The sequence below is a fragment of the Neobacillus notoginsengisoli genome, from assembly GCF_003515685.1.
GTDB classification, from domain to species: domain Bacteria; phylum Bacillota; class Bacilli; order Bacillales; family Cytobacillaceae; genus Bacillus_D; species Bacillus_D notoginsengisoli.
On sequence record NZ_QWEG01000010.1, the window covers coordinates 109,812 to 123,444 of the forward strand.

10 protein-coding genes are annotated in these 13,633 nt (G+C 43.6%); 7 read left to right on the forward strand and 3 right to left on the reverse strand.

Annotated elements, in window-relative coordinates:
* Nucleotides 1–10: 10 nt before the first annotated feature.
* The 7 genes from D1B31_RS15975 to D1B31_RS16005 all read left to right on the forward strand — a co-directional run bounded on the left by D1B31_RS15975 (nt 11) and on the right by D1B31_RS16005 (nt 8,400).
* A complete protein-coding gene (locus D1B31_RS15975) occupies nt 11–742 on the forward strand; it encodes an acyltransferase (RefSeq protein ID WP_118922189.1) in 732 nt (243 codons plus the stop codon).
* A 1-nt stretch (nt 743) separates the two neighbouring features.
* Nucleotides 744–2,174 carry a lipopolysaccharide biosynthesis protein gene (locus D1B31_RS15980; RefSeq protein ID WP_118922191.1) on the forward strand — a complete coding sequence of 477 codons (1,431 nt, stop codon included), beginning with the start codon at nt 744–746 and terminating at the stop codon, nt 2,172–2,174.
* A gap of 55 nt (nt 2,175–2,229) precedes the next feature.
* The gene (gene wecB, locus D1B31_RS15985) at nt 2,230–3,294 is read left to right on the forward strand and encodes a non-hydrolyzing UDP-N-acetylglucosamine 2-epimerase (protein ID WP_118922193.1); all 1,065 of its coding nucleotides are present in this window, start codon (nt 2,230–2,232) and stop codon (nt 3,292–3,294) included.
* 104 nt (nt 3,295–3,398) lie between these two features.
* Nucleotides 3,399–4,688 carry an O-antigen polymerase gene (locus D1B31_RS15990; protein ID WP_240035299.1) on the forward strand — a complete coding sequence of 430 codons (1,290 nt, stop codon included), beginning with the start codon at nt 3,399–3,401 and terminating at the stop codon, nt 4,686–4,688.
* A 10-nt stretch (nt 4,689–4,698) separates the two neighbouring features.
* Nucleotides 4,699–5,820 (forward strand): glycosyltransferase, encoded by a 1,122-nt coding sequence (locus tag D1B31_RS15995; RefSeq protein ID WP_118922197.1) that lies wholly within the window; start codon nt 4,699–4,701, stop codon nt 5,818–5,820.
* Nucleotides 5,817–6,896 carry a glycosyltransferase gene (locus D1B31_RS16000; protein ID WP_118922199.1) on the forward strand — a complete coding sequence of 360 codons (1,080 nt, stop codon included), beginning with the start codon at nt 5,817–5,819 and terminating at the stop codon, nt 6,894–6,896. The genes D1B31_RS15995 and D1B31_RS16000 overlap by 4 nt, the downstream gene beginning before the upstream one ends.
* A 265-nt stretch (nt 6,897–7,161) precedes the next feature.
* Nucleotides 7,162–8,400: a glycosyltransferase family 4 protein gene (locus D1B31_RS16005; protein WP_118922201.1), complete on the forward strand. Its 1,239-nt coding sequence runs from the start codon at nt 7,162–7,164 to the stop codon at nt 8,398–8,400.
* 83 nt (nt 8,401–8,483) lie between these two features.
* On the opposite strand, the gene D1B31_RS16010 is transcribed toward D1B31_RS16005, so the two are convergent.
* The 3 genes from D1B31_RS16010 to D1B31_RS16020 form a co-directional block, all read right to left on the reverse strand.
* Nucleotides 8,484–10,013, reverse strand: coding sequence for a SpoIID/LytB domain-containing protein (locus D1B31_RS16010; RefSeq protein WP_118922203.1), 1,530 nt, complete (start codon nt 10,011–10,013; stop codon nt 8,484–8,486).
* A 2-nt stretch (nt 10,014–10,015) separates the two neighbouring features.
* Nucleotides 10,016–10,747: an SH3 domain-containing protein gene (locus tag D1B31_RS16015; RefSeq protein ID WP_118922205.1), complete on the reverse strand. Its 732-nt coding sequence runs from the start codon at nt 10,745–10,747 to the stop codon at nt 10,016–10,018.
* A 103-nt stretch (nt 10,748–10,850) separates the two neighbouring features.
* The gene (locus D1B31_RS16020; protein WP_118922207.1) at nt 10,851–13,367 is read right to left on the reverse strand and encodes an N-acetylmuramoyl-L-alanine amidase; all 2,517 of its coding nucleotides are present in this window, start codon (nt 13,365–13,367) and stop codon (nt 10,851–10,853) included.
* Nucleotides 13,368–13,633: the final 266 nt, after the last annotated feature.

Consider the following 13,633-nt stretch of genomic DNA (forward strand, 5'->3'; position numbering starts at 1 on the left):
GAACACTTTTATGAACTATATCAATCGCTCAGCCGTTCTTGGTACTAATGTTTCGGTAGGTTATTTCACAGTTATTGAAAAGGATGTCAAAATTGGTTCCGATGTCGTAATTGGAAACCGCGTGACCATCCATGAAGGAACAATAATCGGCGACAATACGACAGTGGCTGATGGCGCTGTGCTGGGGAAGCCGCCGAAACCCGGTAAGACTAGCACGGTTAAGCTTACAGGCACGTTACCTCCTCTTGAGCTTGCAAATAATGTTACGATTGGTGCAAACTGTGTCGTTTACAGAGGGGCAAAGATTGGCGAAGGAACGCTGATTGCCGACTTGGCAAGTGTCAGGGAAAATGTTGAGATTGATGAATCTGTTATCGTCGGCCGCGGGGTGACCGTCGAAAACTACGTGAAAATTGGCGCTAAAACTAAAATTCAATCCAATTCTTACATTACCGCTTACACAACGCTTGAAGAACAAGTATTTATTGCTCCTTGTGTAACGACTACGAACGATAATTTCATGGGCAGGACCGAGGAGCGGTTCGATAAAATCAAAGGAGCTCATGTCAAAAAAGGTGCCAGGGTAGGGGGCGCTTCAATCATCCTGCCTGGAATCACAATTGGGGAAGAAACCTTTATTGCGGCCGGGGCCTTGGTGACGAAAGATACCGAACCGAAAGCCCTTGTCAAGGGAGTTCCGGCAAAATTCGTCCGGACAGTCGACGAGCGGGAGTTGTTATAGGGTGCTGGCCCAATTTAAGCGTTTAGGAGCGGATTCGCTCCTTTACGCATTTATGAATGTTGGTACAAAGCTAATAGCGTTTATAATGCTTCCGATTTATACGAATTTCCTTCCGCCGGCCAAGTACGGTGTTCTCGATATTGTTGATAAATGGACAGCGATGCTGACATTCCTGATTATATTCGGAACAGATTCCGCCTTGTCTTTTTACTATTTTGAAACAAAGGACTCTGAGAAACGGATTCAGCATGTCAGAAACGTGATGTATTTCCGCCTTTTCGTTGTCGGTGTTTTAGCGTTGGCTGTCTTGCTGGGCGGTCCGGCAATTTCACAGCTGATATTTGACGATCCTGGGTATGTCAATCTATTGTATATATCAATCGCGACATTGCTTGTGGATTCAATCACAATTGTTGTCCTGATGGTCATGCGGTTTGACTTTAAAACGAAAAAAGTAGTCTTTTACACTGTCAGCAAAATGCTGCTGATGGCCGTCTTCTCTTACTTTTTTCTTAAATATTTTATGCAGTCGGCAGAGGGGATATTATGGGGGAGGTTTGCCGGTTTCGGACTCATTTTCCTTCTTTTGCTTTCAACCAGTGCAAAGTATCTCAAGCCAAAAGTGGACTTTGCCTTAATGAAGGACATGCTGAAATATGCTGCCCCGCTAGTCCCAGCTTCCCTGGCTTTCTGGGTAATTGCCAACTCGAGCGTGTTTTTTCTCCGGGCTTTCCAGTCTATGGAAGAAGTAGGCATATACGGGGCTGCCACTAGGCTGGCAATGATCATTACGTTGCTAACCAGTGGGGTTCAGATGGCATGGCGGCCTTATTCTATGTCCTTGAAAGACAAGGAGACAAGCCCGCTGCTCTTTTCGAAGATTTATATGCTTCTTTTGCTCGTTGGAATGATTGGAATTATGTCAATAGCGACAGTCATGCCGTATATTATTCCGATCTTAGGAAAAGGCTATTTTGAGTCCTATAAATATGTTGCTTTTTTATCTGCGGCAGTTTTCTTGAATTTCTATTATTTGATTATTTCTTCGGGACTGTTTTTTACAAAAAAAACATCCTATATATCGGTGGCTTTTGGTATTGTTGCAGTGGTCAATACGATACTGAATATTACCCTTATTCCGATTTTTTCAATCTGGGGAGCAGTGGCTTCTTATGTAATCTCCTATATGCTGGCTGTCGTTTTTGTTTTCCGAAAAAGCCAAAAAGAATACTACGTTCCCGTATCATTTAGTAAAATGGTGTTTTTGTTTATGAGCATGATCGCGGCTGTTCTTGGAATCATCTACGTCCAGGAAAACGGACTTGGCTGGAGCTATCAGCTTCTTGCCTGGCTAGTTGTCCTATTGGCTATAGGGGTGAGCCGTGTAGATAAAGACCTCAAGCGAAAAGCCGCAGAAGCACCGGTCCAGTAGGATAATTAAGGGAAGTCCATTGATATGAAACGATTATATAGAAGGAGGCATTTTCTTGAAAATCATTACTGTTCTGGGAGCGAGGCCGCAATTCATTAAGGCAGCTCCTGTTTCAAGGGTCTTACGGAAAAACCATACTGAAATTATCGTCCACACAGGGCAGCACTATGACCCCAATATGTCCGATATTTTCTTTGAAGAATTAAATATACCAAAACCCGATTATCATCTCGCAGTCGGCTCAGGAAACCATGGCAAGCAAACAGGAGATATGCTCATCAAGCTAGAAGAAATTGTTCTCGATGAAAAACCTGACTACCTACTTGTTTATGGCGATACAAACTCAACATTGGCCGGAGCGCTTGTTGCAGCCAAATTGCATATTCCCGTCATTCATATTGAAGCAGGGTTAAGAAGCTTTAATAAAAAGATGCCTGAAGAAATTAACAGGATTATGACAGACCATGTATCAGAATTCCTATTCTGCCCTACAGATACGGCAGTCAAGAACCTTGAGAACGAAAACATTACCCGTAATGTATTCAATATCGGGGATGTTATGTATGACGCGGTTTTGTATAATCGTGAGATTGCTGAAGAAAAATCAACCGTTCTTGAGAAGAATGACTTGGAGAAAAAAGGCTATCATTTGATTACCATTCACCGTGCTGAAAATACGGACGATATACAAAAAATGCAAAATATCCTGGAAGCATTCTCAAAAATCGATACCGTGAAGGTCTGGCCGCTGCATCCAAGGACGAAAAACAAACTCGCTTCCTATGGCATTGATCTAAATGCCATCCCGAACTTGAAAATCATTGAGCCGGTTGGCTATCTCGATATGCTTACGCTCGTATCCAATGCGCAAAAAGTCATTACTGACTCAGGCGGTGTACAAAAGGAAGCCTATTTTATGAAAGTTCCTTGCATAACTGTACGTGAACAAACAGAATGGGTTGAAACACTGGAGGAAGATGCAAATATTTTAGCTGGTACTTCAGTGGAAAAGATTCTTGAAGGGGTGCAAAAGAACGTTTCACCATCCTATAAAGATGTCTTCGGGGATGGAAGGGCTTCTGAAAAAATCGTTGATATGATTGAAACTCATCAATCCTAAGGTGGATGGCCATGTTATTTTTTCTCATTTGGCTCGTGATACTTTCGGCTTCCGCTTATTTGTTTTTTGTGGCTAGTGGAAGCCTGAGTCCCCTCAGGCCTAATATGAATTCAATCATCTTTTACTATTCATTTTTCGTTTCCAGCTATATCGGTGCTCTGTTGATTGTATTGAAAGTCGATCACAATTATATGATCAACCGCATGGTGTTTGAAGAAAACCGGTATGCGGGGTTTTTCTCCATTTCTTTTGTCATGCTTGTTTTCCCGCTGGTCATGTACCTTCTGTCAAAGCTAGTCGGTTTTGATGCGAAAAAGGAATATAGCTCCTATTTGGAAAAGGAAGTGGTCCTTCCTTTTGCGGGAAAAAATGAATTTTTCCTTCTATTTTTCCTGATATCCTTTGTTTCGTTGGCTGCTATCGCATATACGGTCCTTAAGACAGCCCATATTCCTATTTTTGAGCTCATTTTGAACCGGACAGGCATGTCACCGGGAGAATTAAGAATTGATGCACAACGGAATTTTGGAGGAAACGTCCTCATCCGAAATATTTTCGCGATTGCCCTAACTCCTATTCTGTCTTTGATCGCTTATGTTTACGCCGCTAAAACGAAGGATCCGAAGTGGCAAGTATTATCCGCCGCCTTGTTTATGGGAGCGATCTTTATTAGCGTTTACGATTTGGCAAAATCGCCCATTTTTTTCTATTTCATCATGTTTATGCTCCTAAGGCTCTATATAGGAAAAATGCGTTTTACCTGGAAGAAGCTTGCGGGATGGGGATTCCTTGGAGCAGGACTGCTGATTCTAATGTATGTATTTATTCAAGGCGCTACAAATGTGCAAACGTACTTGTCGTATAATTCAGGGCCGATTGGCAGACTCATATTTGCCCAAATCGCACCGACTTTCCTTCATTTTGATACATTTAGTGAGGCGATCCCTTTCCTGCATGGAAGAAGCCTTCCATCTTCGCTGATAGGTTTGTTTGATATTGAACAGGTCCGTTCGGCCAGGCTTGTTATGGAAAGAGTATTTCCTGAGAAGGTTGCAGAAGGAACCGCCGGTGTTTTAAATACACTTTTCATTGCAGAAGCCTATGCGAATTTCGGTTATTTAGGCGTTGTCGCAGGAACGGTTTATGTAGCCGCAATTGTGCAGGCGGTTTACATCTCGTTTCTAAGGTTGCCAAAAAATCCAGTGTTTTTAAGTTTGTTTGTCTATTTTACAATCAATATTCCCCGGACACTCGTAGGTGGCTTTGTTGATTTTATTTTTAATCCAATTTGGATGATGATAACGGTTTTTTTTATAGGACTATTAGTATTTATAAGGTTAAGAATAGATTTTTCCGCTTATCTGCAGCAAAGAAAGGCAGGAATTAGACGCTAAGGAGATCAAAATGGATACAGTATTGTTATATTACCCCTTTCAACTAGCTGAAAATCCAAATAGTGGCTCAAAGCTTCGGCCGAAGAAAATGTACGAAGCTTTCCTGGAATGGGGGAAGGAAAATAATGTTGAGATTCTCCTTCTGTCAGGTTCATCAAAGGACAGGGCAAACCTATTCAAAACGTGGAAAAACGAAGGGAAACTCGATAGCCTCTTGTTTTGTTATATGGAAAACCAAACCATACCGTTTTGGCTCACAGATGCCGGGCATATTCCTAAGCAGCCTTTGGTCGACTCGGCTGTCATGACTTTTTTGAAAAAGAAAAATGTTCCGGTCGGCGTGTTTTATCGTGATGTGTACTGGAAATTTGATGAGTTGTACCCTCTTAAAGGGGCAAAGAAGGCACTCATGCAATTGATTTACCGTCTGGAAGAGAAGTTTTATGAAAAGTATTGTAAAGTCGTCTTTTTGCCAAGCGATGCAATGGGCAGCTTCGTTGATATTCGTCTGCCAAAAGTATCTTTGCCTCCGGGCGGAACAGACTTGATTCCCCGTACGATAGAAGATGGGGATACCAGCAACCTCCCGCAGGGGATTTATGTCGGCGGGATCAACAATGAGGATTATGGTTTATTCTTGTTACTCGAAGGGCTGGAGCTTGTGAACCGGGAAAAACAGGTTTGCCGGCTGACTGTTGTCTGCAGGGAAGATGAATATTTGAAGCTCCCGCCGGAAAAGAAGGAGAGGCTTCAAAACGAGGGAGTCACTGTCTTGCATATAAGCGGCGATAAGTTGACCGCTTTGTATAAGGAAATGGATTTTGCTTTTATTCCGAGATATAAAAGTACCTACAACGATTTTTCCGTACCCGTCAAGCTCGTTGAGTATTTATCTAATGGATTGCCAGTGCTCGCAACCAATTGTGATGCCCAAAAGGAAATCATAGAAGGGGGAGGCTACGGATTAATTTGTGAGGATAATCCTGCTTCGATGGCGGACACAATTAGTAAAATGATCAATGGAAAACAACGTTATCGCGAACATATAAAAGAAACCTTTATTAAAAACCACTCCTGGCTAGCGAGAGTGGAGAAAGTTAGAGAAGCTTTGATTGGAGGTGGGAAGGCTTGAGGATTTTGCTCCTGGCGCCCGGAAAATCAATCCATACCCACAAATGGGCACTTTTTTACAAAAATAATGGGATTGACGTGAAAGTTGTTACCTTTTCGGATCATTATTCCGCTGAAAATGCCGCGGAAATTGATACAGTTCAGTTACCAAAGTTATTGCCTGGCAAGCTTGCTTATTTATCTGGCGTCTTTTCACTAAAAAAAATCATTAAAGAATTCAAACCTGATATCTTGCATGCCCATTATGTTTCTAGTTATGGTTTTGTTGGAGCCCTTACAGGCTTTAAACCTTTCTATGTTTCGGTATGGGGAAGGGATATTTTTCAATTCCCACTGATGGGAGCTGTAAATAGAAAAATAGTTGAATTCACATTGCGTGCTGCGAATACCATTTGTTCAACAAGTCACGTAATGGCTGCTGAAACGAACAAGTATACGGATAAACAAATCCATGTAACTCCCTTTGGAGTCGATTTATCAAAGTTTAAGCCGATGCTCCGGGATAACAGAGAAGACCAACAAAAGATTACAATTGGAACAGTCAAGGCCTTGTCTGATAAATACGGAATAGCCGACTTAATTAAAGCATTTTCATTCATCTATGAAAAAGATCCAAACACCCGTTTATTAATTGTGGGTGATGGGCCGCAGCGGAGTGAATATGAAGAGTTGACGGAAAAGCTTGGAATTGCGGAGGCAACGACATTTACAGGGCGGGTCCCGAATAATGAAGTCCCTCGATATATAAATGAAATGGATATTTTCGCGGTCCCTTCAACAGAAAATAGCGAGAGCTTCGGGGTCGCTGCCGTTGAAGCAATGGCGTGCGGAGTCCCACCAGTTGTATCAAATGTGGGAGGACTGCCAGAGGTTGTCATAGAGGGAAAAACAGGTTATGTTGTACCTAAGGAAAACCCTCAACAACTAGCAAACATGTTCAAAAAGTTGATTGAAGACCCGCTGCTCAGACAACAAATGGGTCAACGCGGAGTTGCACACGTACATGATCACTATAATTGGACAGATAACGCAAATGGAATGATTAAGCTTTATAAACAAACGTTAAACCAGGCATAAGCAATGCTTAATTGTAGAAGTCATTTCTGGAACCTTGGTTTGGATGTTAAACTTGACTGTGTTAAAATCTAAGGTTGATTTTTAACCAAGTTGATTGAAGCGAAGGGCACAGACTCCGGCGGGATGAAGCGGCAAGGTGGAGACCCCACAGGCGCTTTTAGCGCCGAGGAGGCTCCACTGACGCCCCGCGCGGCGCTGAGTGCCCGAAGTGGAAATCAACAACCAATTTTACACAGTAAATCTTTTACCCCATTGGAGTTTTAAAATGAGAGTAATTTACTTATGCCAACACTTCCCACCCGAAACAGGAGCGCCGCAAATCCGCGTCTTTGAAGTAAGCAGGGAATTGATCAGAAGAGGCCATCAGGCAGAAGTGCTGACTGCCTTTCCACATCATCCAAAAGGCATCATCCCCGATGAATACAAAGGAATGTTCTATATGTATGAAAATTGGGAAGGGGTTCCGGTTCACCGCTCGTGGATCTATCCCTCACCAAAGGGCAGCTTCTGGAAAAGGCTTGTTTCCTATTTTTCTTTTACATTCAGTGCCTTTTATTCTGTCTTGAAAGCCAAGCCAACAGATGTTATTATCTGCAACTCGCCACCTTTATTTCTTGGGATTACCGGTTATTTAGGCGCAAAAATGAAACGTGCCAAATTCGTTTTTAATGTAGCGGATATATGGCCGGAGTCGGCTGTTGAACTTGGGATTTTAAAAAACAAGTCATTCATCCGGATGGCGGAAATATTGGAAATGTTCCTTTACCGAAGGTCATGGAAAATCGCCGCTGCGACAGATGGAATCAGGGACTACATGATTAAAAAAGGGAAGAAGCCAGAGGACGTATTCCTTTTGCCTAACGGCGTTAATACAGATGAGTTTAAGCCTCTTCCTAAAGATACAGCGCTTCTTGAGGAAATCGGTATTAAAGGAAAAAAAGTGTTCATGTATGCAGGGACCCTTGGTTATGCACAAGGACTTGATTCGGTTGTTGAAGCTGCCGCTCTTTTAAAAGAAACACATCCGGACGTCCACTTTTTGTTTGTAGGAGATGGCCAGGAACGGGAAAAGCTGCTGTCGATGAAAGCTAGCCTTGGCCTGGATAATGTCACGTTTTATGGCTCAGTGCCTGTTTCCGAGATGCCGCGGATGTTTTCCATTGCTGATTATAGCATCGTATCTCTCCGTGATATCGATTTGTTCAAAGGAGCGAGGCCTTCTAAAATTTTCCCGGCCATTTCTACAGGCACCCCTGTTCTTTATTGTGGAGCCGGGGAAAGTGTTGCGATTCTTGAGGAATACAATTGCGGCAAAATTGCTCCCCCTGAAAATCCAGAAGGCATAGCTGCAGCAATCGGCAGCCTGATGGAAGTCAATGAGGAAGAATATGCCGTAATGGCTGAAAACGGAAGAAAACTTGCGATTGAGCAGTATTCTTGGAAAAGCATCGTTGACGATCTGTTGGAACAGATTGGACAAGATACACAGAAGGCAAGAGGATAATATTGGCTGTCCGCATTCATGGCGGGCAGTTTTTATTTTGCGCAAAAAAGCCCGGCACAGTGTGATGTGCCGGGTTTTGGTCTTTATTTCGATACAGTTGTGCCAGGGAAGTAATGCTTCATAATATCGGCCGCGCGCATGCCATTTTCAGCATAGCCCTTTGCGCCGTACTGGCTCATGCCAATTCGGTGGCCAAAGCCTTTCCCGTTTACCGTAATGCTTGTTACTTCACCCGTTCCGCCTGTAGCGGAAACAATCCCCGAAGATGTCTGTACCTGGACTTCGGAATCGCTTAATGTAATTTCTCCGGTAGGTGTCAGGACCATTTGCCCCTTCATTTCCGGCAGGTCAACAACTCCATCCGGTGTCTGGACAGCTACCCCGGGCTGTGTCTTTGTTGACTTTAGCGTAAACCAACTCGAGTACAAGGTCGTATATCCAGATACTTTATTGACTGGAAATAGACCGCGGATGACTCCTTCGTTCCCTCTTATTGTTTTATCACCAGCGGAGGTTTTAACAGTAACCCCAGTGACCTCGCCATTTGCCCCGTTGTTTTCTGTCGTGATATCGTAAAGCGTGGCTGTTACGGGCAAACCGAACTTTGGTAAAATGCTGGCTGGCGTAAATGTTTCTGTCCAATTGCTGTATGGCGAAGCTTCATATTTATCTTCTACTGAAGCTAAATATGGGAAAGTCGTCTTGCTCGAACCCCAAACATCCCAAGCGTTGGCCGTCCGGCCGCCACTTGTGGAATAGAAGAAGGTCTGAACAACTTTGCCGTTATACCTTACCACAAGGCCCTCAGTTTCTTTGATGGCGGTGTTTGCCAAGGAATTTTCCCCGCTATAGCCTTTATATACCTGGCTCCTCGCAGAATCATACAGAAGGAGGTCGTGTGATGCATAGCTTCTAGCCGCAATCGCTTGAGCTTTCAAAGCTTCTTTATGCCACAAAGCCGGCATCTCATTCGGTACAACTCCCTTTAAGTAATCTTCCATGTCAAGAAAGTTCACAAGCTGAATTTGCTTGTTGGAAGTAGGCTTGACATGATAGCTTCCTCTGTAGGACGTACCAGAATTGACCCTTGATGTATTCAGCGTGCTAGCGCTAACTCTTTTTACATTTTTTGCAATGACCCAGCCTGCTGATTTACCAGCCTGCGGACGGACATTGTACCAGACTTCCCCCGCGGCGTTTGTGAAACTGTTAATATAGTCAGCGCCTTCCCCGGCTTTAAAAGTCTGGACAATAGGATAACCTGTAGTTGCCCCACTCCTCATCTCTGTCTCGGTAGTAAATTGGGCGATCTCGGTTGTAACCTCCTCTACATCAAAGCCTGAGGTGGACTTTTGGCTGCCGCCGGGATAGGTGGCAACAACCGTGCTTCCATCATGATTAAGGTTTAATGTTACATAGGTGAGAATAGCTGTCTGTCCAGTTTGCAAATTCTTTAGCTGGTAGTTGCCGGCAAGATAAATACTGGCTGACTGACCGGTTTGAACGATGACCGATATCTTTTTAGGATAAGCTTTACCTGTCGCCGCCTCTGAAAAAGCCGGTTGGACAAACAGGATGATCAAAGCTGCCAGGGCTGTAAGCAATTTTTTCAAAATTACTTCACCTCACAAAGGGTGCTGATAACCCAGCCCTTCACACCTGATGAAAGTTGGACATTATACCACGTTTCCCCTTTAGAGTTTTTAAAGGTTCCCAGATATTTCGTTACAGTCCCAGCCTTCAGGGAAGCCACAGATGCGTATGATGTTGAAGCGCCTTTTCGCACATTAGCAGTTGATTTTGCAATGACCTGTGTAGGCTGAGTGACAGCGACTTTAGTCGTTGAAACATCCCCTGAGAAAACCCATCCGAAAAGACTTGAAGATAGCTGGACTCTGTACCATATACCGTTTGTGGATTTAAAGGAATCAACAACTTTTAATGCTGTTCCGGCTGTCTGTGTGGCGACAACTTTATAGCTGGTAGTTGCGCCTGAATGGATTGTCACTGAGCTTTTGCTCACATACACTGTTGATGGCAGAGTAGGAGTGGATGTTGCCGGCGGCGGTGGCGTTGATGATCCGCCTTGAGCAAGCTTTTCGACTTGCGCTTTTAAGCTATTAAGCTCGGTTTGCTGAGAGGCTACTCTCCCTTCCAGTGTTGTGACCTTTGATTCCAAGGATGAGACTTTTGAATTAATAGGGCTCAGTTGTGCTTTCACCCAATCCACACTTGCAAGAACAACATTTGATGATGCATTCATACTGTCAGGAGTAAACATGACGGCGCCGGCTGTAACACTCGCGGCCAATACTCCAGCCGCAGCTAATTTCTTATAAAATTTCATTTTCATCCTCCAAAAATAGGTTTATCTTCTAAAAAGAAGGGAATTTAGTATAAAAATCTACTACTTTAAAAATATAACAAACTACTTTTTTCGACAATATTTATTATTTGTTAAAATATTCCTGAAGTCCGTTCTTGATTCCTATGGCTGCTTTTTGTCGGAAAGCAGTCGTTTTCAGGAGAGCTTCTTCACTTGGGTTTGAAATAAATGCCATTTCCACTAGAATACTTGGCAGCTCATTCATTCTGTTTACATAGAACGCTTCTTCTTTTACCCCTCTGTTATAAGTTCCGAGGGACACAATCAGGTTTTTCTGAATAGCATTGGCAAGCTCCTTACTGGCCAGTCCGTTAAAATTGACAGTCGTGTTATAGAAGGAAGTTGTGCCGTTCGTTTTTTCATTGAAAGCATCTGTATGCAAGCTAATAAACGCATCGCCGTCAGATGAGTTGGAGATGGCAGTCCTTTCAGCCAGTTCAAGGAATACATCAGTAGAACGGGTCATCGTCACAATGGCGCCCGCTCTTTCCAATTCAGCTTTTAAGATGAGAGCCGTATCGAGGACGACAACCTTTTCTCTGAGGCCAGTTGGACCGATTGCTCCCGGGTCTTTCCCTCCGTGGCCGGGATCAAGAATAATTCGCTTGCCAGCCAATCCAGATTGGACAACCTTAATCGTAATATTATTATTGTAATTTCTGATCGTAAAGGAATAGCCGGGCTGAAACGTAATGAGAACGGCTTTTTCAGTCGTATTAGCTGCTACCTTCTGAATCGACTTGATTCCTTTAACAGCAAAGGAAGGGATCTCAACATCACTTAAACCGCCATAAATTTTCAACTGGTTCGCGGCGGGGGTTGAATAAGCCAAATTTAACGTGCTTGGCTTTTGCCAGCGTAAATAAACATCATTATTGCTAATATAGGTTTCAGGTGAAAACAGTCTCTTTGTTGTGTATGGAGAAGTTTGCGTCTTAAGCACCCAGCCACGTTTTCCCGCGCCCGTTTCGACATTGAGCCAGCCGTTATATTCATTTAAGACAAGAATTTGCTGATTTTCGGCTAATGTTACAACCAAAGCGGCGCTTGTAGTTGCGCTTTTGCGGACCGCCGCGTTTTTCAGCGCGTAAACATGGGTAAGATTTGCCTGGGAACTAGCAACTTCATAATTTGGTGTCCACCCGGTATTGCCGGCAGCTGTTTTAATTTTTACCCAAGTAACGCCAGACACAGTTTTCGTATCGGAAAACAGGCTGACTTTTGATAAATAAGGAATTCGCTCAATCACTGTAGTGCCCGAAAAACCTGCATTAGAATAAAGTACTGCATTCCTTGTAAAAACAGTCATGGTTGTTGAAGGAGCAGGTGTTGAAACTGTGCCTTGTTTAACCATAATCCACCCGGCCAGTGAGGAAGAGACTTGAATTCTTACCCAGCCGTCACCAGTTGGGCTCATATACTGGCCTATCACATTAAAGGACTGCCCCTTTGTTACTTTTGTCACAATCGCATAGTTTGTGGAAGCACCTTTTCTCACATTTAAGGTTGTAGCTGCAATCGAATACGAGCTTCCTAGAGTCGGTAACCCTGGGATATTTGCAGGCGGCTTTTCCTCAGCTGCTTTTGGAATCGGAATCCAGCCAGCCAGTGTCGCGGAAATTTGAATTCTTACCCAGCCATCACCAGTTGGGCTCATATGCTGGCTAATGACTTTAAACGATTTTCCTTTCGTTACTTTCGCGACAATTGCGTAACTCGTGGAGGCGCCTTTTCTAGCATCAAGGGAAGCCACCGGAATTGTATACGAGCTTCCTATTGTCGGCAATCCGGGAATGTTTGCGGGTGGCTTGACCTCAGCCGCTTTTAAAACCGGAATCCAGCCGCTTAACTTGGAATTAATCTGGATCCTGATCCATCCTTCTCCATTCTTGTGGAGGAATTGGCCGATAACTTTATACTTTTGCCCTTTGGTGACCTTGGCGACAATAGCATAGCTGGAAGCTGCGCCTTTCCGGGCATCAAGGGAGGCTGCGGTAATCGTATAATAACTGCCGACAGTCGGCAGGCCAGCAATGTTTGTGGCCGGTTTTGCAGCTGCTACTGGTGTAAATGTACTGCCATCGTTCACAGTGACAAGACTGCTTAGTACCCAACCGATTGAATTACCTGTTTTTATTCGGTACCAGAGCTCACCGGAGGAAGTTCGAAAACTATCAAGAATGGATACTTGCTGTCCTTTTGATAGTTTCGCAACAATCGCGTAGCTTGTACTTGCGCCTTTCCTGACATTCACAATACTTTCGCTGATCGTTGCCGGTTTTCCAAGTGTAAACCCATTGGTAATAACCGGGAAATGATTTGCCAGTGACCAGCCTGTATATTTTCCGGCAGTAATCCGATACCATACTTCTCCGGATGAATTAATGAATGTATCTTGAACGCTTACCTGCTGGCTGGAGCCAATCTTTGCTACAAGCGGATAGGCAGTTGTCGCCCCCTTACGGATTTCGGTGGGTTTGCCAGTGACTAAGTTGTTTGAGACAGTTGCTCCTTCTGCTTGGGAAACGCCTGGCAAGAGTGCCGCCGTTAATAGAACAGAAGAAACGAAAATCTTTTTCATATTACCCTCCTTACAATAATCATCAGAATATGTATAATCTTATCAAAAAATGTCAACTCTTCCAATCCGTACAAAGTTCTAAAAAAAGTGACAAAGTCACAAAGAATATGCCAATAATGGATATATTTACCGAAAATTTGCCGAAAGAGTAATAAAATATAACTATTAGATGGAGCGGAAAGCGCATTGCAGCGGGCGATTCTAACAATAATAAACTAAAAAAGGAAAGCAGCCGGAAGACTGCTTTCCTTTTTGATAGAAACATG

What these genes read in the sequence shown, in the direction of transcription:
- D1B31_RS16005 (WP_118922201.1), top strand. Translation starts at nt 7,162, where the DNA reads ATGAGAGTAATTTACTTATGCCAACACTTCCCACCCGAAACAGGAGCG.
- D1B31_RS15990 (WP_240035299.1), top strand. Translation starts at nt 3,399, where the DNA reads ATGAATTCAATCATCTTTTACTATTCATTTTTCGTTTCCAGCTATATC.
- D1B31_RS15995 (WP_118922197.1), top strand. Translation starts at nt 4,699, where the DNA reads ATGGATACAGTATTGTTATATTACCCCTTTCAACTAGCTGAAAATCCA.
- D1B31_RS16015 (WP_118922205.1), bottom strand. Translation starts at nt 10,747, where the DNA reads ATGAAATTTTATAAGAAATTAGCTGCGGCTGGAGTATTGGCCGCGAGT.
- D1B31_RS16020 (WP_118922207.1), bottom strand. Translation starts at nt 13,367, where the DNA reads ATGAAAAAGATTTTCGTTTCTTCTGTTCTATTAACGGCGGCACTCTTG.
- D1B31_RS15975 (WP_118922189.1), top strand. Translation starts at nt 11, where the DNA reads ATGAACTATATCAATCGCTCAGCCGTTCTTGGTACTAATGTTTCGGTA.